We start from the raw sequence: 19,717 nt of genomic DNA on the forward strand, positions 1-19,717 counted from the left end.
CACCCGACCCCCACCCCATCAGGCGCCCCGGTCTCACCTCCTCGCGGCTACGCCGCCGCGCGGGCGTCCAGGAACGCTTCGAGCCCCGCGAGGTCGTCCGTGTTGAAGTGGTCGACCCCGGCCGCGAGCAGTTCGCCCCACAGCGCGTCCCGGGCCGGCCCCGCCTGGTCGGGCGTCGCCCAGAACCGCACCCTCTGCCCGCGCCCGTGCGCCGTCGAGACGATCTTCCGGAGCTTGGCGCGCTCGGCGTCCGGGAACGGACCGACGCCCTGCCAGGTGAAGTTGAGCAGCCAGTTGTCGGAGATCAGCGGGATGAAGGAGGCAGGCGCGGGCGTCGTGGACACGAGGTCGGCGAGCCGCCCGTCGTAGAAGGCGCGCCGCACGGTCTGCGCCTCCATGGGCACCCGGGCGGCCCGGTCCCCGGAGATCACGGCCGTGACCGCGCCCGGGTGCACCCGGCCGTGCGCGTACGTGGTGAACAGGTGCCGGTATCGCCGCAGACGACGGTCGAGTTCACGGTAGGTGGAGGCGCCCTCGGTCTTGATGTCGATGAGCAGCTGCAGCGGCCTGCGGTGTCCCCGGTACACCGAACCGTGGTGGGCGCGGACGCGGGCGGCGAGCGGGTCCAGGTAGAGGGCTTCAAGGGTGCGGGCGGGGTCGAGATCGGCGGGGTCGTGGGCGACGAGGAGCTGGTCGCCGACGAGGAAGATGTCGGCCTCGACGCTGCCGAAACGGTGGTCGAGGGCGTCGAGGAGGGGCCGCGGGTGCTCGTAGTCGTTGTGCGCGTGGGCCCGCCACAGCGGGCGCGGCCGGTGCTGCCGTTCGCCGGCCAGCGCGCTAGTGGCGGGCAGGGCGACGGTGCCCGTGAGGGCGGCGCCGAGGGTGGTGAGGACTCTGCGACGGGTGGTGAGGGCCATGCTCTGCCTCCCGGGTGGGCCGGTTGCGGACCCAGCGAGTATGCGAGCCGGAAGGGGCCGACGAGCAGGTCCGTGCGGGGAGTTGGCCGGACCGCCGTCGTGCGTTCACCCGTGTTCACCCGGGCCACCGGACGCGCACGGAAAAGCCCGCCCCAGGTGGGACGGGCTTTCCTCGCGCTTCTCCCGCTGTACGTCAGGGGGCCTGGAGGTCGACCAGTTCGGCCAGGGCCGCCCGGTGGGCGCCCGCCGTGCCGTACGCGATCGAGTCGGCCTTCGCCCGCTTCAGATACAGGTGGACCGGGTGTTCCCAGGTCATGCCGATCCCGCCGTGCAGTTGCAGCGCCTCCTCGGCCGCGTGGACGGCCACGGGCGCCGCGAAGGCCTGGGCGACGGCCACGGCGAGGTCGGCGTCGTCGCCCGCGGTGGCGAGCTGGTCGGCCGCGTTCCGGGCGGCGGCCCGCAGGTTGACGACCTCCAGCCACAGCTGCGCGAGGCGGTGCTTGAGCGCCTGGAATCCGCCCACCGGCCGGTTGAACTGCTTGCGTTCCTTGAGGTAGCGGACCGTCTCGGTCAACGTCCATTCGGCGAGGCCGAGTTGCTCGGAGCCCAGCATGCCTGCCCCGGCCCGCAGGGCGCGGCGTACGGCGGGCTCGGCGTCCCCGAGGAGGCGGCCCGGCGCGCCGTCGAGCGTGATCTTCGCCAGCGGCCGGGTCAGGTCCAGGGACACCTGCGGGGTGACGGTCACGGCGGAGGCGTCGACCGCGTAGAGGCCGCCGTCGTCGGCGGGCACCAGCAGCACATCGGCGACGGCCGCGTCGGCAATGCCGGTCAGCTCGCCGTGCAGGGCGCCGTCCTCGAACCGTACGACCTTGTAGGCGCTGCCCGCAGGGACGTTCAGGGCGACCGCGAGGGCGCCGATCCGCCGCCCCGAAGCCAGCTCGCCGAGCAGGTCGTCGGCGTCGGCGGCCAGCAGTGCCTCGGTGGCGACGACGGCGCTGGTGAGATACGGCACCGGGGCGACGGACCGCCCCAACTCCTCCAGGACGACGGCGGCTTCGCGGTGCGTGGCGCCCTGGCCGCCCAGTTCCTCGGGGACGAGCAGCCCGGCGAGGCCCATGCCGTCGGCGAGCAGTTTCCACAGTTCACGGTCGTGCGGGGCGTTCGACTCGACGCGGGCGATGACATCGGCCGCGTCGCAGTGGTCGGTCAGCAGGTCGCGGACGGCGGCGCGGAGGGCCTCCTCGTCCTCCGAGTACAGCAGGTCGGGCTCGGCGCGCCGGTTCGGCTGGGTGCTCATCGGGCGAGGTCCTTCCACGCGACGTCCTTGTCGGTGCGCGGTTCGCCGGGCAGGCCCAGGACGCGCTCGGCGACGATGTTCAGCAGGACCTCGGTGGTCCCGCCCTCGATGCTGTTGCCCTTGGAGCGGAGGTAGCGGTAGCCGGCGTCGCGGCCGACGAAGTCGACCAGTTCGGGTCGGCGCATGGTCCAGTCGTCGTACAACAGGCCTTCCTCGCCCCGGAGTTCGACCTCCAGGCCGCTGATCTCCTGGTTGAGGCGGGCGAAGGCGAGCTTCATGCCGGCGCCCTCGGGGCCGGGCTGTCCGGCGACGAGCTGCTGCCGCAGCCGTTCGGCGGTGAGCCGGGCGGCCTCGGACTCGACCCAGAGCTTCAGCAGCCGCTGGTGGAGGTCGTGGGTGCGCAGTTCCGGGCGTGCGCGCCAGGTCCGGGCGACGGGGCCGATCATGCCGCCCTCGCGGGGCAGCCGCATTCCGCCGATGGCGACGCGTTCGTTGTTGAGGGTGGTTTGCGCGACCTTCCAGCCGTCCCCGATCTCGCCGAGGCGGCGCGCGTCCGGGATGCGGACGTCGGTGATGAACACCTCGTTGAACTCGGCCTCGCCGGTGACCTGCCTGAGCGGCCTGACCTCGACGCCGGGGTCGGTCATGTCGCAGATGAAGTAGGTGATCCCGCGGTGCTTGGGCACGTCCGGGTCGGTGCGGGCGATGAGGATGGCCCAGCGGGCGATGTGGGCGCTGGACGTCCAGACCTTCTGCCCGTTGACGACCCAGCCGCCGTCGCCCTCACGGACGGCCCGGGTGCCGAGCGCGGCGAGGTCGGATCCGGCGCCGGGCTCGCTGAAGAGCTGGCACCAGACCTCCTCACCGGTCCACAGCGGCCGCAGGAACCGCCGCTTCTGCTCCTCGGTGCCGTAGGCGAGGATCGTCGGCGCGGCCATGCCGAGGCCGATGCCGATGCGCCGCGGGTCGTTGTCGGGGGCGCCCTCCGCCTCCAGGTCGGCGTCCACCACGGCTTGGAGGGAGCGGGGTGCGCCGAGTCCGCCGAGGCCCTCGGGGTAGTGCACCCAGGCGAGCCCGGCGTCGAAGCGGGCCCGCAGGAAGTCCAGCTTGTCGGTGGTGGCGGGCGGGTACGCGGCCAGCAACTCGGCCGTGCGGCGCCTGAGGTCGGCTGCGTCGGTCATGCGGCGGCTCCGTTCTCCAGCGAGGGCACCACGACGACCCGGCCCGTGGTCACGCCGTCGGCGACGCGCTGCACGGCGGCCGCGGCCCCGTCGAGCGGTGCGCGCTCGCTCACCAGCGGCTTGACGACACCCCGGGCCGCCAGCTCGGTGAGCTGCTCGTGGCAGTGCTGGACCAGCTTCGGGTTCCTGGTGTTGTACAGGCCCCAGTGCAGGCCGAGGATCGAGTAGTTCTTGACGAGGGCGTGGTTGAGGCCGGGGCTGGGGATCGTCCCGCTGGCGAAGCCGACGACCACGATGCGTCCCTCGAAGGCGACGACCTTGGTCGACTGCGTGTAGGCCTCGCCGCCCACGGGGTCGTAGATCACGTCCGCGCCCCGGCCTCCGGTGGCTTCCTTCACGGCGGAGACGACGTCCTCGCTCCGCCGGTCGATCACCACGTCGCAGCCCAGCTCCCGGGCCACGGCGGCCTTGTCGGCGCCGCCCACGACACCGATGACCGTCGCGCCCGCCGCCTTGCCGAGCTGCACCGCCGCGCTGCCGACCCCTCCGGCGGCAGCGTGGACGAGCAGGGTCTCCCCCGCTTCGAGGCGGGCCCGGCGGTGGAGGCCGAACCAGCCCGTCTGGTAGCCGATGTGCAGGGCCGAGACCTCGGCGTCGTCCAGTGACTCGGGCGCGGGCAGCAGCGCGGCGGCGTCGGCGACCGCGTACTCGGCGAGACCGCCGTGGGGCAGCGCCGGGTTGGCGATGACCCGGCGTCCGTCCTCCGTCTCGCCGCAGATCTCCACGCCGGGCGTGAACGGCAGCGGCGGCCGGACCTGGTAGTGCCCCCGGCACATCAGCACATCGGGGAAGTTGATGTTCGCGGCGCGCACCTTCAGCAGGACCTGGCCGTCACCGGGCGTGGGCCGCTCGACGTCCTGGAGCCGCATCACCTCGCTCGGCTCACCGTTCTCGTGCACTTGCCATGCCTGCATGCGGTGCCTCCACGGACTGCTTCGGACTGCTTCGTCGGGCCCGGGCCCGACTGCCGCATGCATACTAAGCGGTCGCTTGCCCTCCGGGGAACCGTCCGGTGCCAGTAGCGTGCGTCACGACCGTGCCGGCCGGGCCCGTACGTGCATCCGCTCCCCCTGCGGCCCGAACAGACTGAGGAACTCCACCGGCCCCTCCCCCGTGGACCCGAACCAGTGCGGCACCCGGGTGTCGAACTCGGCGGCCTCCCCGGCCACCATCACCACATCATGTTCGCCGAGCACGACGCGGAGTTTCCCGGACATCACATACAGCCACTCGTAGCCCTCATGGGTCCGCGGCTCCGGCTCCTGCTGCGACTGCGGCACGAGCACCTTGAAGGCCTGGAGCCCGCCCGGCTGCCGGGTGAGCGGCCAGTACGTCCGCCCGTGCCGCTGGATCGGCTTCGACCGCACCCGGGGATCGCCCACCGGCGGCTCCCCGATCAGCTCGTCCAGCGGCACCTGATGGGCCCGCGCGATGGGCAGCAGCAGCTCCAGGCTGGGCTTGCGCAGTCCCGACTCCAGCCGCGACAGCGTGCTCACCGAGATCCCGGTCGCCTCCGACAGCCCCGCGAGCGTCGCCTCCCGCTCCTTGCGGATCCGCCGCAACCGCGGCCCGACTCCGGCGAGCACCTCGTCCGTGCCGCTCGCACCCTCGCTCGTGTCACTCGTACCGCTCATACCTTCATTGCAGTTTCGGCAAAGGCATTTGTCAATACGGCAGTCCCGCGCGACCGTCGGTCATGGAGGTGGTCACCATGACCCAGCAGTACGAAGCGCCCGAGCAGTACGAAGTGATCGTCATCGGCGGCGGCGCGGCGGGGCTCTCCGCCGCCCTGGTCCTGGGCCGGGCCCGGCGCCGCACCCTGGTCGTCGACGCGGGCGAGCCCCGCAACGCGCCCGCCGCGCACATGCAGGGCTTCCTGACACGGGACGGGATGTCCCCGGCGGAGTTCCTGGCCGTGGGCCGGGAGGAGATCGCCCGCTACGGCGTGGAACTGGTCCGGGGCCGGGCGGTCGACGTGACCCGGGAGGACGACGGCCGGAGCCTCACCGTCGCCCTCGCCGACGGACGGACCGCGCGCGCCCGGCGCCTGGTCGTCGCCACCGGCCTGAAGGACGAGCTCCCGGCCGTCCCCGGCGTCGCCGAACGCTTCGGCCGGGACGTCCTGCACTGCCCCTACTGCCACGGCTGGGAGGTCCGCGACCAGCCCTTCGGCGTCCTGGCGACGACTCCGATGAGCGTCCACCAGACCCTGATGGTCTCCCAGTGGTCCAAGGACGTGACCCTGTTCCTGCACGAGGTCCCCGAGAGCGACCTCTCCGACGACGACCTGCGCCGCCTCGCGGCAGCCGGGGTCTCGGTGGTCCCCGGCGAGGTCGCCCGCCTGGTCGTGGAGGACGACCGCCTCACCGGCGTCCGGCTCGCCGACGGCACGACCCACGCCCGCTCGGTGCTCTTCACCGCGCCCCGCCCGATCCCGCAGACCGGCCTGCTGGAGAAACTGGGCGCCGACCTGGACGAGACCCCCTTCGGCGCCTACCCCGTCATCGACCCGACCGGCCGGACCACGGTCCCCGAGGTCTGGGCCGCAGGCAACGCGATGGGCTTCTCCGAACAAGTGATCAACGCAGCCTCCTCGGGCTACCGAGCAGGCGCGACCATCAACGGAGACCTCCTGATGACGGACCTGGACGCGGCGACCCGGACCTAGGGGCGATCGGCCCGAAGGGCCATCGCCCGCAGGGGCGCGGGGAACTGCGCGACAAGCCACGACGCACCCGCACCCGCCGACGAACCCCGCACCCCCACCCCAATGGGCGCCCGACGAAACTCCGTAGGACCATGGCTCCATGCTCTTCGCCCGGCTCGCCCGCGTGTCGCAAGAGATCGCCGCCACCTCGGCCCGGTCCCGCAAGACCGCCCTGCTCGCCGAACTCTTCCGGGACGCCGACGCGGCGGACGTCCCGATCGTCATCCCGTACCTCGCGGGCCGGCTGCCCCAGGGCAGACTCGGCATCGGCTGGAAGGTCCTGGACCAGCAGATCCTGCCGGCCACCACCGCCACCCTCACGGTCCGCGAGGTGGACGCCCGGCTGACGGTGATCGGCGCGGTCACCGGCACCGGTTCGCAGGCCGAACGCAGGCGCCTGGTCGGCGAGTTGCTGGCGGCGGCCACGGAGGACGAGCAGCGCTACCTGTTCGGCCTGCTCACCGGTGAGGTGCGCCAAGGCGCCCTGGACGCCCTCGCCGTGGAGGGGCTGGCCGGCGCCACCGGGGCGCCCGCCACCGACGTACGCCGGGCGGTGATGCTCGCCGGCTCGCTCCAGACCGTGGCCCAGGCCCTGCTGGCGGACGGCTCGTCGGCCCTCGAAGGGTTCCGGCTCACTGTGGGGCGGCCCGTCCAGCCGATGCTGGCGCACAGCGCGACCTCCGTGGCGGAGGCCGTGGCGAAGCTGGGCACGTGCGCGGTCGAGGAGAAGCTCGACGGCATCCGCGTCCAGGTCCACCGCGACGGCGACCGCGTACGCCTCTACACCCGCACCCTGGACGACATCACCGACCGGCTGCCCGAACTCACCGCCGCCGCACTGGAGTTGCGGGGCGAGCGGTTCATCCTCGACGGAGAGGTGATCGCGTTCGACGGGAGCGGACGGCCGCGTTCCTTCCAGGAGACCGCCGGCCGGGTCGGCTCCCGGCTGGACGTGGCGACGGTGGCCGAGCAGGTACCCGTCTCGCCGGTCTTCTTCGACGCGCTCTCCGTCGACGGCCAGGACCTGCTGGACCTGCCCTTCACCGACCGCCACACCGAACTGGCCCGTCTCGTCCCCGAGCCGATGCGCGTCCGGCGCACCCTGGTCGACGGCCCCGGCGACCTCGCTGAGGCGGAGCGCTTCCTCGCCGCCACCCTGGAACGCGGCCACGAGGGCGTCGTGCTGAAGGCCCTCGACGCCCCCTACAGCGCGGGCCGGCGCGGGGCGTCCTGGCTGAAGGTCAAACCCGTGCACACCCTCGATCTGGTGGTCCTGGCCGCCGAGTGGGGCCACGGCCGCCGCACGGGCAGGCTCTCCAACCTCCACCTCGGCGCCCGCACCGCCGACGGCTCCTTCGCCATGCTCGGCAAGACCTTCAAGGGCATGACCGACGCGCTGCTGGCCTGGCAGACCGAGCGGCTGACGGAGCTGGCCGTGGAGGAGCACCGGTGGGGCGTGACCGTACGCCCCGAACTCGTCGTCGAGATCGCCTACGACGGCCTGCAGCGCTCCACCCGTTACCCGGCAGGCGTCACCCTCCGCTTCGCCCGCGTGATCCGGTACCGCGAGGACAAGACCCCCGCGGAAGCCGATACGGTCGAGGCCCTGCTCGCCGCACACCCCGAGGTGACCCGTTGACCACGCCCAAGCGCAGTGCCGGCCTGCTGCTCCACCGCCGCACCGAGCACGGCGTCGAGGTGCTGCTCGGCCATATGGGTGGCCCGTTCTTCGCGCACAAGGACGCGGGGGCGTGGAGCGTGCCCAAGGGCGAGTACGAACCGGACGAGCCCGCCTGGGACGCGGCCCGCCGGGAGTTCCAGGAGGAGCTGGGGCTGGCGCCGCCCGACGGGGAGGCCGTACCGCTGGGCGAGGTGCGGCAGAAGAACGGCAAGATCGTCACCGCTTGGGCCATCGAGGCGGACCTCGACCCGGCGACCGTCGTCCCGGGCACGTTCCGCATGGAGTGGCCGCCGAGGTCGGGACAGCTCCAGGAGTTCCCGGAGCTGGACCGCGTGGAGTGGCTCACCGTCGAACGGGCCCGCGCCGTGATCGTCCCGGCGCAGGCGGAGTTTCTCGACCGTCTCCTGGAGCACTCGGACTGAGTCCGCGTTGCGGCGTGCGCCGTCGCGCGGGAAGGTCGAAGGACAGCCCACGCAGGAGGCAAGCATGCCCATCGCCACGGTCAACCCGGCGAACGGCGAGACCCTCAAGACGTACGACGCCTTGGGCGAGGAGGAGATCGAGCACCGCCTCGCCACCGCCGACGCCACGTTCCGCACCTACCGGACCACCTCCTTCGCGGAACGCGCCCGGCTGCTGCGCCGGGCCGCCGAGCTCCTCGACGAGGACACCGAGGACGTCGCTCGGACGATGACCACGGAGATGGGCAAGCCCGTCAGGCAGGCCCGCGCCGAGGCCGCCAAGTGCGCGAAGGCGATGCGCTGGTACGCCGACCACGCCGAGGTGCTGCTCACCGACGTGGAGCCGTCCGACGCGGACGTGAAGGACTCGGGCGCCTCCCGGGTCCTGGTCCACTACCGGCCGCTCGGCCCGGTGCTCGCCGTGATGCCGTGGAACTTCCCGCTCTGGCAGGTGATCCGCTTTGCCGCGCCCGCGCTGATGGCCGGCAACGTGGGCCTGCTGAAGCACGCGTCCAACGTCCCGCAGACCGCGCTCTACCTGGAGGACCTCTTCCGCCGGGCGGGCTTCCCCGGGGGCTGCTTCCAGACCCTGCTCGTCGGCTCGGGCGCCATCGAGGACATCCTGCGCGATCCCCGGGTGAAGGCCGCCACCCTCACCGGCAGTGAGCCCGCCGGCCGGGCCGTCGCCTCGGTCGCCGGGGACGAGGTCAAGAAGACGGTCCTGGAGCTGGGCGGCAGCGACCCGTACGTGGTGATGCCGTCCGCCGACGTCGAGAAGGCGGCCGAGATCGCGGTGACGGCCCGGGTGCAGAACACCGGGCAGTCGTGCATCGCCGCCAAGCGGTTCATCGTGCACACCGACGTCTACGACTCCTTCGCCGACCGGTTCGTCGAGGCGATGAAGGCGCTGAAGGTCGGCGACCCGCTGGACGAGGGCACCGATGTCGGCCCGCTCTCCAGCGAGCGGGGCCGGAAGGACCTGGAGGAACTGGTCGACGAGGCCGTGGAGAGCGGGGCCACCGTCCTGTGCGGCGCCGAACGGCCCGACGGGCCCGGCTGGTTCTACCCGCCGACCGTCCTCGCGGACATCACCCCCGAGATGCGCGTCCACCAGGAGGAGACCTTCGGTCCCGTCGCCACGCTGTACCGGGTCGCCGACCTCGACGAAGCGATCGCGATCGCCAACGACACGCCCTTCGGGCTGAGCTCCAACGTGTGGACCCGGGACAGCGCCGAGGTCGACCGCTTCGTCCGGGACCTCGACGCGGGCGCGGTCTACGTCAACGGGATGACCGCCTCCCACCCGGCGTTCCCGTTCGGCGGGGTCAAGCGGTCGGGATACGGGCGTGAGCTGTCCGGACACGGAATTCGGGAGTTCTGCAACATCACCACCGTGTGGCACGGGGCGTGAACGTTCCGCGGCTACGATCCCCGTTGTGAACCGCGAAGTGACTCTGCCTCTGATCGTCGACGACCGCGGGACCCTACAGGTGTCTGCGGCCGATGTGAGCAAGCTGCTGCGGACGGTGGGCGGGCGATGGCTGCACCTGGTGGAGGCGGGTGAGGACCTCGACGAGGACACGGTGGCGGCGCTCACGATCGAACTGGCGAAGCTGGCGGACCGGATCGACGTGGCGTGCATCGCACACAGCAGCGGCGGCGCCTCCGGCTAGGGGCCGCTTCTAGGTCGTAGGTCGGCTGCGGGTCGTTCGTGGTTGCTCGCGCCCACGCGGCGGAGCCGCCATCGACACAGCCCCGTGCCCCTGACGGGGCGCGAGTGTGTGCCAGAACATGGACTCGTAGCTCTGCAGGAGGCGGCCGTATCGGTAGGCCGCCTCTTCGTCGATCTGCCCCGTGTCGGTCCCCGTCCGGACCGCCGCCCTGGCCCGGTCCTCCAGTTCCGGGGCCGGTTCGGCGAAGAAGTCGAAGAAGCCGCAGGCCTCATCGGTGAAGGTGTAGTGCTCGCGGAGGGATTTCGCGATCGTCGCGCAATAACCGCCCCAGGACGAGAAGTTGGCGCTGAGGGCGAGCAGAACGTCGGCCGGGGCCGCGCCCAGCGCGAGCCGGGCGACGTACGACGGGTAGGCCTGGCAGCCGGGCAGCGGCTCATACGCCGCCGCACTCTCCTCGTCCACCCCGCACGCCGCGACGAACGCCCCGAGCCGCTGAGCCGCCACCGCCTCCCCTTCCGCGAGCATCCCGAAGAAGGGCGCACAGGCCGGCTCCTCGGCGGCCGACCGCTCGGCCAGGTGGCGGAAGGAGCGCAGGTCGGCGGCGATGACGAGCCGCTGCTCCAACGCGAGCACGGCGAGGGTGCCGAGCCCGGCCGTGCCGGAGGCGATCAGGGGCAGCAGGGGGTTGTCGCTCGGATCGGGCGCGAGCCTGGCGGTGATCGCTTCCAGCACTTCTCCGGCCGTACGCGTCATCGAGCACTCCCGTCGGGTTGCTGTGTCATCACCGCCGTGCAACAGCCACGCCCCTCCAGGGGCGCGGGGCTGTGTCGATACGCGGCTCCGCCGCGTGGGCGCGAGCAACCACGAATCACCCGCAGCCCGACCGACACAGTCACACCCCACGGCGCTACCGAATCGGCATCCCCGACAAGGTCCGGGCGATCACCAGCCGCTGCACCTCACTCGTACCCTCGAAGATGGTGTAAATAGCCGCGTCCCGGTGCATCCGCTCGACCGGGTACTCCCGCGTGTACCCGTTGCCGCCCAGGATCTGGATCGCCTGCGCGGTCACCTTCTTCGCCGTCTCGCTCGCGAACAGCTTCGACTGGGACCCCTCGGCCGCCGTGAACTGCTTGCCGTTGATCGCCATCCAGGACGCCCGCCACACCAGCAGCCGCGCCGCGTCGACAGACGTCCGCATGTCCGCGAGCTGGAAGGCGACGCCCTGGTTGTCGATGATGGGCCGGCCGAACTGCTCTCGGGTCTTGGCGTAGTCGAGGGCGACCTCGTATGCGGCCCGGGCCGTGCCCACGGCCATGGCGCCGACGGCCGGGCGGGACGCCTCGAACGTGGCCATGGCCGCGTTCTTCACACGCTCGCCGCCGGCCTTGGCCCGCTCCCGGGCCCGCGCCAGACGCTCGTCGAGCTTCTCCTTGCCGCCGAGCAGGCAGGAGCCGGGGACGCGCACGTCCTCCAGGACGACCTCGGCGGTGTGGGAGGCGCGGATGCCGTGCTTCTTGAACTTCTGGCCCTGGGACAGACCGGGCGTGTTCGGCGGGACGATGAAGGACGCGTGACCCTTGGAGCCGAGCTCGGGGTCGACCACGGCTACGACGACGTGGACGTTGGCGATGCCGCCGTTGGTCGCCCAGGTCTTGGTGCCGTTGAGGACCCACTCGTCCTTGGCCCCGTCGTAGACCGCGCGGGTGCGCATGGAGGCGACGTCGGAACCGGCGTCGGGCTCGGAGGAGCAGAACGCGGCGACCTTGACGTCGTTGGCGTCGCCGTACATCTGGGGGATCCAGGTGCCGATCTGCTCCTCGGTGCCGTTGGCGAGGACGCCCACGGCGGCGAGGCCGGTGCCGACGATGGACAGGGCGATGCCCGCGTCACCCCAGAACAACTCCTCCATGGCCATGGGGATGCCGAGGCCGGTGGGGTCGAAGTACTGCTGGGCGTAGAAGTCGAGGGAGTAGATGCCGACCTTGGCGGCCTCCTGGATCACCGGCCAGGGGGTCTCCTCGCGCTCGTCCCACTCGGCGGCCGCGGGGCGGATCACATCGGCGGCGAATCCGTGGAGCCAGTCGCGGACCTCTCGCTGTTCCTCGTTGAGTTCCATGGTGAACTCGGCCATGACGCGCCTCCAGCACTGCACTAAGATGTTACCTGCGGTAACTGGAGTCTGTTACCGGTCGGTAGGAAAAGTCAACTCCCTGGGCGGGCTCGGTAGCCCGTTCGATCCGGTCGTGCCAATCAGTGTTAGTTTGCGCAGGGCGTCACTGTCATCAGTATTTGGGGGAGAGACTCATGGACACCACGCAGCGGACCGACCAGGAGCGGTCCGCCGACCGCCGTCGGCGCGAGCTGCTGGAGGCCGCGGACCGAGTCGTGCTCCGCGACGGCCCCGGAGCGTCGATGAACGCCATCGCCGCCGAGGCCGGCATCACCAAGCCGATCCTGTATCGCCACTTCGGCGACAAGGGCGGACTCTACGCCGCTCTCGCCCAGCGGCACACCGACGCGCTCCTCGATTCCCTGCGGGCCGCGCTGGACGCCCCGGCGGAGCGCCGCGAGCGCGTCGAGGCGACCCTGGACACCTATCTGGCCGCCATCGAGGCCCGCCCCCAGGTGTACCGCTTCCTCATGCACCCGGCCGAGGGCGGCCAGCCCGGGGACCAGGGCTTCGACGTGGGCAAGCACTCGGCCCCCCTCCTGCGGCGCATGGGCGAGGAACTCGGCACGGTCATCGAGGACCGCCTCGACCTCGGCCCCGACAGCCGCCAACTGGCACGTGTATGGGGCCACGGAATCGTCGGCATGATGCACGCGGCGGGCGACTGGTGGCTCGGCGAACAACCCCTCACCCGCGCCGAGTTGGTCCGCAGCCTCGCAGACCTCCTCTGGGGCCGCCTGGCAGCGGCGGGCGACAAGGTCGGCAGCCCCGGGTTCTAGAGGGTTCCTTGATCACATGGTCGGGCGGCGCGCCCCTTCAGGGGCGCGGGGCTGTATCGATATGCGGCTCCGCCGCGTGGGCGCGAGAAGCCCCACCGAACCCGCACCCGCCGACGAACTCACGCCCCCCACGACGCCTTCGCGACCTTCCTCATCACCCGAGAACGCCGCCACCCCGACAGCCGGTCCACATAAACCCGGCCCTCAAGATGATCGCACTCGTGCTGCAGGCACCGCGCGAAGAACCCGCTCCCCGACACCCGCACCCGGTCCCCGTCCACCGTGAACCCCTCGACCACGGCCTCGTCGTACCGCTCCACCCCCGCCTCCAGCCCGGGCAAGGACAGACAACCCTCGGGGCCCCGCAGTACGATCCCCCCGGTCGAGACGAGCCGGGGATTCACCACATGGCCGAGATGACGTACGTCCTCGTCGTCCGGGCAGTCGTACACGAACACCCGGAGCCCCCGGCCCACCTGGTTCGCGGCGAGCCCCACCCCCCGCGCGTCGTACATCGTCACGAACATGTCCTCCACAAGCCGCACCAGTTCGGGCCCGAACTCCGTCACCTCTTCACACTGCGCCTGCAATACGGGGTCCCCGAGCAGTGCCATGGGGAGAACGCGCCCTCGGGCGCCGGGAATCGAGCCGTTTCGCATGGCCGCAAGGGTACGTTCAGACCCGATATCGCCGGTCCGGCCAGTGTTACGGCCCGGTCGAGATTCGGGCGCGTGAGTGGATCTCGATAGGCTTTGGTCCACACGTTGCCGGGACTGGGCGCGGCGCTGTACGCAAGGAGGATCGAGAACTGATGGCAGGCAACTCGGACCCGCTCACGCCGCGGGCCAAGCTGGCCGTGACGGCGGGCAAGGCGGTCGCGGCGGCATCGCGTGCCGCGGGACGCGGTAGCGGATCTGTGATCGGCGGCCGGGTGGCACTGAAACTCGACCCCGACCTCCTCGCCAGGCTCGCACAGAGCCTGGACGTCGTCCTGGTCTCCGCCACCAACGGCAAGACCACCACGACCCGGCTGATCGCCGAGGCGCTGCGGGCCGCGGGCCCGGTCGTCTCCAACGCGCTCGGCGCCAACATGCCCGCGGGCATCACGTCGGCGCTCGCCGGGAACTCGGACTCGAAGTTCGCGGTCATCGAGGTCGACGAGAAGTACCTGGCCGGTGTCGCGCGGGACACCGACCCCAAGTGCATCGCACTGCTCAACCTCTCCCGCGACCAGCTCGACCGTGCCGCCGAGACCCGCATGATGGCGGAGGCGTGGCGGGAGGGCCTGGCCGGCACCAAGGCCGTCGTCGTGGCCAACTGCGACGACCCGCTGATCGTGTGGGCGGCCTCGTCGTCCCCGAACGTGGTCTGGGTCGCGGTCGGCCAGATGTGGAAGGACGACGCCTGGTCCTGCCCGTCCTGCGGTGGCGTGATGCAGCGCCCCGGCGACGACTGGTTCTGCGGCGAGTGCGGTTTCCGCCGCCCCACGCCGAGCTGGGCGCTCTCCGGCGACCACGTCCTCGACCCGCACGGTTCGGCCTGGCCGATCCACCTGCAGCTGCCGGGCCGCGCCAACAAGGCCAACGCCGCCTCCTCGGCCGCCACCGCCGCCGTCTTCGGAGTGCCGCCGCAGGTCGCCCTGGAACGCATGTACCAGGTGCAGGCGGTCGCCGGACGGTACGACGTGGTGCAGTTCATGCAGCGGGATCTGCGGCTGCTGCTCGCCAAGAACCCGGCGGGCTGGTTGGAGACGTTCTCGCTGATCGACCCGCCGCCGTCGCCGGTGATCCTGTCGGTGAACGCGCGCGGCGCCGACGGCACCGACACCTCGTGGCTGTGGGACGTCGACTACACCCGGCTGACCGGCCACCCGATCTTCGTGCTCGGCGACCGCAAGCTGGACCTCGCGGTACGCCTGGAGGTGGCGGGTCAGCACTTCCAGGTCTGCGACACCCTCGACCAGGCGGTGCAGATGTGCCCGCCGGGCCGGATCGAGGTCATCGCGAACTACACCGCGTTCCAGGACCTGCGCCGCCGCGTGGGCAACTGAGCACCCGGCCACGAACGACCATGAACGACTCTGAGGGGCACTGACTTCATGAGCGACAACAGTCTGCGGGTCGTCTGGGTCTACCCGGACCTGCTCAGCACCTACGGCGACCAGGGCAACGTCCTCGTCGTCGAGCGCCGCGCGCGGCAGCGCGGCCTGGACGTGGCCCGGCTGGACGTGCGCAGCGACCAGCCGATCCCGACCTCCGGCGACATCTACCTGATCGGCGGCGGTGAGGACCGGCCGCAGCGGCTGGCGGCCGAGCGCCTGCGCCGTGACCGGCACCTGTACCAGGCGGTGAACAACGGCGCGATCGTCTTCGCTGTCTGCGCCGGGTACCAGATCCTCGGCCACGAGTTCGTCAACGACCTCGGCCAGCGCGAGCCCGGCCTCGGTCTGCTCGACGTCACCACGACCCGGGGCGAGGGCGAGCGGTGCGTCGGCGACGTCCTCGCGGACATCGACCCGCGCCTCGGGCTGCCGCAGCTGACCGGGTTCGAGAACCACCAGGGCGTCACCCACCTCGGCCCCACCGCCCGCCCGCTCGCGAACGTGCGGCTCGGCAAGGGCAACGGCACGGGCGACGGCACGGAGGGCGCGTACAACGACACCGTGTTCGGTACCTACATGCACGGGCCGGTGCTGGCGCGGAACCCGCAGATCGCGGACCTGCTGCTGAAGTTGGCACTGGACGTGAACGCGCTGCCGCCGACCGACGACCGCTGGTTCGAGGCGCTGCGCGACGAGCGGATCTCGGCGGCCCAGCAGCCCGCTTAGCGCGTTGAGCAGGGGGCCGGGGCACCTGAGAAACGGTTCCTCAGTGCCCGTACGAAAGCCCATCCGTAGTGGCTCTCGCTCACCTGTGAAAGCCCGTCTGACCAGGCCTCCGCTCACCTGTGCGGGGCCGTCCAGCAGGCGGACGCCCGCTACGGCCCCGCCCCCTGCCGCCGGTAGGGTGGCGGGGATTCCAGCCGGACAGCGTGGTCCGGTCCCCGGCCCACGTCGAGAAGGTATTCGGGCTATGCGCATTGGTGTCCTCACGTCCGGCGGCGACTGTCCTGGACTGAACGCCGTCATCCGGTCCGTCGTGCACCGTGCCGTCGTCGACCACGGCGACGAGGTCATCGGCTTCCGGGACGGCTGGAAAGGTCTCCTGGACTGCGACTACCTCAAGCTCGACCTGGACGCCGTGGCGGGCATCCTGGCCCGCGGCGGCACGATCCTCGGCTCCTCCCGCGTCCAGCCCTCGCACCTGCGGGACGGGGTGGCGCGGGCGAAGGGCCACGTCGAGGAGCTCGGGCTCGACGCGATCATCCCCATCGGCGGCGAGGGCACGCTGAAGGCGGCCCGGCTGATGTCGGACAGCGGCCTGCCGGTCGTGGGCGTACCCAAGACCATCGACAACGACATCGCGGTCACGGACGTCACCTTCGGCTTCGACACGGCCGTGGGGGTCGCGACGGAGGCGCTGGACCGGCTGAAGACCACCGCCGAGTCCCATCAGCGGGTCCTGGTGGTGGAGGTCATGGGCCGCCACACCGGCTGGATCGCGCTGCACTCCGGCATGGCGGCCGGCGCGCACGCCATCGTCGTCCCGGAACGGCCCTTCGACATCGAGGAGTTGACCACGAAGGTCGCCGAGCGGTTCTCGGCGGGCAAGCGGTTCGCGATCGTCGTCGCCGCGGAGGGGGCCAAGCCGAAGGCCGGGTCGATGGACTTCGACGAGGGCGGCAAGGACATCTACGGTCACGAGCGGTTCGCCGGGATCGCGCGGCAGTTGTCGATCGAGCTGGAGCAGCGCCTCGGGAAGGAGGCGCGGCCGGTGATCCTCGGGCACGTGCAGCGGGGTGGTACGCCGACCGCGTACGACCGGGTGCTGGCGACGCGGTTCGGGTGGCACGCGGTGGAGGCCGTGCACCGGGGTGAGTTCGGGCACATGACCGCGCTGCGGGGGACCGACATCGTGATGGTGCCGCTCGCGGAGGCGGTGGAGACGTTGAAGACGGTGCCGTCGGAGCGGTACGCGGAAGCGGAGTGTGTGCTTTAGGGCGCCGGTGCCAGGTCGGTCCAGCAGGTGGTTCGCGGGCTGCGGGTCGTTCGTGGTTGATCGCGGCCATGCGGCGGAGCCGCATATCGATACAGCCCCGCGCCCCTTCAAGGCTTGCCCCCGGTCATGATCGTGACCGGGGGCGGTTCTAGTCTGGGGGCGGACGTACAGCGCTCAACCCCCACGAAACAGGAGCCGGCGGATGGATCACAGCGGGCACGGTATGGGGCTTCTGCCCTTCACGCTCGGGCGGGGGCTCTCGTGGTCGGCGGATCCGTTCTTCCTCGTCGCCTGTCTGACGGCCCTCGGTCTCTACGGCTGGGGGGTCGGCAGGCTGGTGCGGCGCGGAGACAAGTGGCCCGTCGGGCGGACGGTCGCGTTCGTCGTCGGGGTGCTGCTGGTGATGCTGGTGACGTGCACCGGGCTGAACGACTACGGCATGGTCATGTTCAGCGTGCACATGGTGCAGCACATGGTGATCAGCATGCTGGCGCCGATCATGCTGCTGCTGGGGGCGCCGATGACCCTGGCGCTGCGGGCGCTGCCGGTGGCGGGGAAGGGGCGCAAGGGGCCGCGCGAGCTGCTGCTGATGTTCCTGCACAGCTGGTACATGAAGATCGTCACGCATCCGGCGTTCACGATCCCGATGTTCATCGCGAGCCTCTACGGGCTGTACTTCACGCCGTTGTTCGACTTCCTGATGGGGTCGACGCCGGGGCACATCGTGATGATGACGCACTTCCTGCTGGTGGGGCTGTTCTTCTTCTGGCCGATCATGGGCGTGGACCCGGGCCCGCACCGGCCCGGGTATCTGATGCGGATGCTGGAGCTGTTCGCGGGCATGCCGTTCCATGCCTTCTTCGGCATCGCGCTGATGATGGCGTCCGCGCCGATGGTCAAGACGTACGAGAACCCGCCCGCCTCCCTCGGCATCGACGCCCTCGCCGACCAGAACGCGGCCGGCGGGATCGCCTGGGCCTTCAGCGAGATCCCCTCGGTGCTGGTGCTGCTGGCGCTGCTCTTCCAGTGGTACAACTCCGAGCAGCGGCAGGCCCGGCGCTCGGACCGCGCTGCCGACCGGGACGGCGACAAGGAGCTGGAGGCGTACAACGCCTACCTGGCCTCACTCAACGCTCGTAGTCGCTGAGCCACATTTCTTTTTCTTGCCAGTTGTGCCCCCATTCTTTTCTTTGGCCACAGAACCGTGCCCCTTTCTATTTCTCTTGACGGAAAAACTTTGCCCTTCAGTAGCATGATGCGTGAGCCTCGCATACGCTCTGCGGGGTGACGGGGGAACCGCAAGGGGGAGCGGTCATGGCAATGCGCGCACGCTTACGAACATGTTTGCTATGGATGGGTGTACTGGTCCTCAGCGGTTGCGGGGAGTCGGTCCCGTCACTGCTCGCGGTGACGGCGGTGGCCGCAGGGGTCCCGTCCCTCGCCCCCTTCTTCGACGAGGGCGAACGGCTCGGCCGGGACCAGCCCGACCTGCGGTCCCTGGAACCGCACAGCGGCCTCCAGCAGGGCAGCACGCCCGGCCTCTACGGGGGCAGCCGGAAACCGAAGATCTGCGATGTCGGCAAGCTGGAGGATTTCCTCACCGCTCCCGAGAACAAGAAAAAGGCTCAGCAATGGTCCCGGATCGTCGGAGTGGGCGTCGACCGCATCCCGGATTATCTCGACGACCTCACACCCGTTCTCCTGCGCCACGACACCCTCGTGAAGAACCACGACTACAAAAAGGGCAGGGCTGTCCCCTTCGACGCGCTGCTGGAAGCCGGGATCGCGGTATTGGTGAACGATCAGGGGCTGCCGGCCGTCAAGTGCAGCTGCGGAAATCCGCTGCGCTCGTTCGCCGCCGACCCGGACCGCATCAAGGTGGAGTTCAGGGGCGACAACAAGGAGTGGGAGAACTACGACAAGGCTGCGGTGGTCGTCGTCAAGCCCGCGCCCGAGCAGCTGAAGGAGCTCAAACTCGTCGACGTCGAGGACCCCGACCGGGGCATCAGCCGGGAGGTCGGCACCACGGGCGAGTCCGACACGACGTTCGACACGCGTGCGCGGCAGGCCGTACCCAAGGTACGGGGGATGACCTTCGGTGAGGCGAGCGCGGCCATGGCGGAGCAGGGCTTGGCGGTGACGGTCACGGGGGACGGGCTGCCACCGGTCGACGCGCCGGTGACCGGATCGAGCCCCGGGCCCGGCGCCGAGCTGGAGTTCGGCGCCCCGGTGGCGCTGCACGTGGAGTGGCCGGGCACGACTTCCGAGGACGGCACCGACGGATCGGGGTCCGGGTCGGACTCGGACGGTGGGACGGGACCCGGCGATGGCCCGGGATCCGACAGCGGGTCGGAGGCGGACGGCGGGTCGGACTCGGACGGCGGCTCCACGGGCACGGACCCGGGGCCGACAGGGCCCTCGGGGCCGGACAGTTCCTTCTCCTCTGATGGATCGCCGACGGGCGGATCGCCCACGGAGAACAGTTCGACGCCGACGGACCCGGGCAAGACGCCCTCGGACGGAGGCTCGTCCCCGGTGGACGATGTGTCGTCGCCCCCGGAGTCCACCACTCCCCCACCCCCGAGCGGTACGTCTCTCACGCCGTCACCGTCCCAGAGCACCGAGCGGCCTTCACCGGACCCCACGCCCACCTCCGCTCCCACGTCCACCGAACCCTCGACACCCCCCAGC

The 19,717-nt window shown here is 71.2% G+C and carries 19 protein-coding genes; 11 read left to right on the top strand and 8 right to left on the bottom strand.

Annotated features, from left to right (window positions below; genetic code table 11):
- Positions 1-47: 47 nt before the first annotated feature.
- The 5 genes from P1P70_RS21230 to P1P70_RS21250 form a co-directional block, all read right to left on the bottom strand.
- The gene (locus P1P70_RS21230) at positions 48-917 is read right to left on the bottom strand and encodes a phosphatidylinositol-specific phospholipase C/glycerophosphodiester phosphodiesterase family protein (protein WP_319240118.1); all 870 of its coding nucleotides are present in this window, start codon (positions 915-917) and stop codon (positions 48-50) included.
- Positions 918-1,110: 193 nt separating this feature from the next.
- Positions 1,111-2,214 carry an acyl-CoA dehydrogenase family protein gene (locus P1P70_RS21235; protein ID WP_319240120.1) on the bottom strand — a complete coding sequence of 368 codons (1,104 nt, stop codon included), beginning with the start codon at positions 2,212-2,214 and terminating at the stop codon, positions 1,111-1,113.
- Complete coding sequence (locus P1P70_RS21240; protein ID WP_319240122.1) at positions 2,211-3,395, bottom strand: acyl-CoA dehydrogenase family protein; 1,185 nt, start codon at positions 3,393-3,395, stop codon at positions 2,211-2,213. The genes P1P70_RS21235 and P1P70_RS21240 overlap by 4 nt, the downstream gene beginning before the upstream one ends.
- Positions 3,392-4,369: an NADPH:quinone oxidoreductase family protein gene (locus tag P1P70_RS21245; protein WP_319240124.1), complete on the bottom strand. Its 978-nt coding sequence runs from the start codon at positions 4,367-4,369 to the stop codon at positions 3,392-3,394. Before P1P70_RS21245 ends, P1P70_RS21240 begins: the two co-directional genes overlap by 4 nt.
- A 114-nt stretch (positions 4,370-4,483) precedes the next feature.
- Positions 4,484-5,089 (bottom strand): XRE family transcriptional regulator, encoded by a 606-nt coding sequence (locus P1P70_RS21250; protein ID WP_319240126.1) that lies wholly within the window; start codon positions 5,087-5,089, stop codon positions 4,484-4,486.
- Positions 5,090-5,166: 77 nt separating this feature from the next.
- Between P1P70_RS21250 and P1P70_RS21255 the strand changes: the two genes are divergently transcribed.
- From P1P70_RS21255 to P1P70_RS21275, 5 genes are all read left to right on the top strand, one after another.
- The gene (locus P1P70_RS21255; protein ID WP_319240128.1) at positions 5,167-6,123 is read left to right on the top strand and encodes an NAD(P)/FAD-dependent oxidoreductase; all 957 of its coding nucleotides are present in this window, start codon (positions 5,167-5,169) and stop codon (positions 6,121-6,123) included.
- Positions 6,124-6,262: 139 nt separating this feature from the next.
- Positions 6,263-7,801: an ATP-dependent DNA ligase gene (locus tag P1P70_RS21260; protein WP_319240130.1), complete on the top strand. Its 1,539-nt coding sequence runs from the start codon at positions 6,263-6,265 to the stop codon at positions 7,799-7,801.
- A complete protein-coding gene (locus tag P1P70_RS21265; protein ID WP_319240132.1) occupies positions 7,798-8,265 on the top strand; it encodes an NUDIX domain-containing protein in 468 nt (155 codons plus the stop codon). Before P1P70_RS21260 ends, P1P70_RS21265 begins: the two co-directional genes overlap by 4 nt.
- 64 nt (positions 8,266-8,329) lie before the next feature.
- The gene (locus P1P70_RS21270; RefSeq protein WP_319240134.1) at positions 8,330-9,715 is read left to right on the top strand and encodes an NADP-dependent succinic semialdehyde dehydrogenase; all 1,386 of its coding nucleotides are present in this window, start codon (positions 8,330-8,332) and stop codon (positions 9,713-9,715) included.
- A gap of 25 nt (positions 9,716-9,740) precedes the next feature.
- On the top strand, positions 9,741-9,977 hold the full coding sequence (locus tag P1P70_RS21275; RefSeq protein WP_319240136.1) for a DUF6213 family protein: 237 nt from the start codon (positions 9,741-9,743) through the stop codon (positions 9,975-9,977).
- Between the two features lie 9 nt (positions 9,978-9,986).
- On the opposite strand, the gene P1P70_RS21280 is transcribed toward P1P70_RS21275, so the two are convergent.
- Positions 9,987-10,730, bottom strand: a complete 744-nt coding sequence (locus P1P70_RS21280) for a transcriptional regulator (protein WP_319240138.1) — start codon at positions 10,728-10,730, stop codon at positions 9,987-9,989.
- Positions 10,731-10,884: 154 nt separating this feature from the next.
- Positions 10,885-12,111, bottom strand: a complete 1,227-nt coding sequence (locus tag P1P70_RS21285) for an acyl-CoA dehydrogenase family protein (RefSeq protein ID WP_319240140.1) — start codon at positions 12,109-12,111, stop codon at positions 10,885-10,887.
- A gap of 173 nt (positions 12,112-12,284) precedes the next feature.
- Between P1P70_RS21285 and P1P70_RS21290 the strand changes: the two genes are divergently transcribed.
- Positions 12,285-12,929, top strand: a complete 645-nt coding sequence (locus P1P70_RS21290; protein ID WP_319240142.1) for a TetR family transcriptional regulator — start codon at positions 12,285-12,287, stop codon at positions 12,927-12,929.
- A 119-nt stretch (positions 12,930-13,048) separates the two neighbouring features.
- Here the strand turns inward: P1P70_RS21290 and def are convergent, their stop codons facing one another.
- Positions 13,049-13,588 (bottom strand): peptide deformylase, encoded by a 540-nt coding sequence (gene def / locus P1P70_RS21295; protein WP_319240144.1) that lies wholly within the window; start codon positions 13,586-13,588, stop codon positions 13,049-13,051.
- A gap of 152 nt (positions 13,589-13,740) precedes the next feature.
- On the opposite strand from def, the gene P1P70_RS21300 reads away from it, so the two are divergent.
- The 5 genes from P1P70_RS21300 to P1P70_RS21320 form a co-directional block, all read left to right on the top strand.
- A complete protein-coding gene (locus tag P1P70_RS21300) occupies positions 13,741-14,979 on the top strand; it encodes a Mur ligase family protein (RefSeq protein WP_215451357.1) in 1,239 nt (412 codons plus the stop codon).
- A gap of 48 nt (positions 14,980-15,027) precedes the next feature.
- Positions 15,028-15,756 (top strand): type 1 glutamine amidotransferase, encoded by a 729-nt coding sequence (locus P1P70_RS21305; protein WP_045562347.1) that lies wholly within the window; start codon positions 15,028-15,030, stop codon positions 15,754-15,756.
- A gap of 244 nt (positions 15,757-16,000) precedes the next feature.
- Complete coding sequence (locus P1P70_RS21310; RefSeq protein WP_319240148.1) at positions 16,001-17,026, top strand: 6-phosphofructokinase; 1,026 nt, start codon at positions 16,001-16,003, stop codon at positions 17,024-17,026.
- A 202-nt stretch (positions 17,027-17,228) separates the two neighbouring features.
- Positions 17,229-18,173: a cytochrome c oxidase assembly protein gene (locus P1P70_RS21315; protein WP_319240150.1), complete on the top strand. Its 945-nt coding sequence runs from the start codon at positions 17,229-17,231 to the stop codon at positions 18,171-18,173.
- Positions 18,174-18,379: 206 nt separating this feature from the next.
- A partial coding sequence (locus P1P70_RS21320) for a DUF6777 domain-containing protein (RefSeq protein WP_319240152.1) occupies positions 18,380-19,717 on the top strand: 1,338 nt, incomplete at its 3' end.

It is taken from the genome of Streptomyces sp. MB09-02B, assembly GCF_033794485.1.
Lineage (GTDB): Bacteria > Actinomycetota > Actinomycetes > Streptomycetales > Streptomycetaceae > Streptomyces.

Bases quoted from the DNA above. Each gene is read 5' to 3' on its own strand.
- P1P70_RS21240 (WP_319240122.1), bottom strand. From the start codon at position 3,395: ATGACCGACGCAGCCGACCTCAGGCGCCGCACGGCCGAGTTGCTGGCC.
- P1P70_RS21255 (WP_319240128.1), top strand. From the start codon at position 5,167: ATGACCCAGCAGTACGAAGCGCCCGAGCAGTACGAAGTGATCGTCATC.
- P1P70_RS21270 (WP_319240134.1), top strand. From the start codon at position 8,330: ATGCCCATCGCCACGGTCAACCCGGCGAACGGCGAGACCCTCAAGACG.
- P1P70_RS21315 (WP_319240150.1), top strand. From the start codon at position 17,229: ATGGATCACAGCGGGCACGGTATGGGGCTTCTGCCCTTCACGCTCGGG.
- P1P70_RS21250 (WP_319240126.1), bottom strand. From the start codon at position 5,089: ATGAGCGGTACGAGTGACACGAGCGAGGGTGCGAGCGGCACGGACGAG.
- P1P70_RS21260 (WP_319240130.1), top strand. From the start codon at position 6,263: ATGCTCTTCGCCCGGCTCGCCCGCGTGTCGCAAGAGATCGCCGCCACC.
- P1P70_RS21230 (WP_319240118.1), bottom strand. From the start codon at position 917: ATGGCCCTCACCACCCGTCGCAGAGTCCTCACCACCCTCGGCGCCGCC.
- P1P70_RS21305 (WP_045562347.1), top strand. From the start codon at position 15,028: ATGAGCGACAACAGTCTGCGGGTCGTCTGGGTCTACCCGGACCTGCTC.
- P1P70_RS21285 (WP_319240140.1), bottom strand. From the start codon at position 12,111: ATGGCCGAGTTCACCATGGAACTCAACGAGGAACAGCGAGAGGTCCGC.
- P1P70_RS21300 (WP_215451357.1), top strand. From the start codon at position 13,741: ATGGCAGGCAACTCGGACCCGCTCACGCCGCGGGCCAAGCTGGCCGTG.
- def (WP_319240144.1), bottom strand. From the start codon at position 13,588: ATGCGAAACGGCTCGATTCCCGGCGCCCGAGGGCGCGTTCTCCCCATG.
- P1P70_RS21290 (WP_319240142.1), top strand. From the start codon at position 12,285: ATGGACACCACGCAGCGGACCGACCAGGAGCGGTCCGCCGACCGCCGT.
- P1P70_RS21235 (WP_319240120.1), bottom strand. From the start codon at position 2,214: ATGAGCACCCAGCCGAACCGGCGCGCCGAGCCCGACCTGCTGTACTCG.
- P1P70_RS21245 (WP_319240124.1), bottom strand. From the start codon at position 4,369: ATGCAGGCATGGCAAGTGCACGAGAACGGTGAGCCGAGCGAGGTGATG.
- P1P70_RS21280 (WP_319240138.1), bottom strand. From the start codon at position 10,730: ATGACGCGTACGGCCGGAGAAGTGCTGGAAGCGATCACCGCCAGGCTC.
- P1P70_RS21310 (WP_319240148.1), top strand. From the start codon at position 16,001: ATGCGCATTGGTGTCCTCACGTCCGGCGGCGACTGTCCTGGACTGAAC.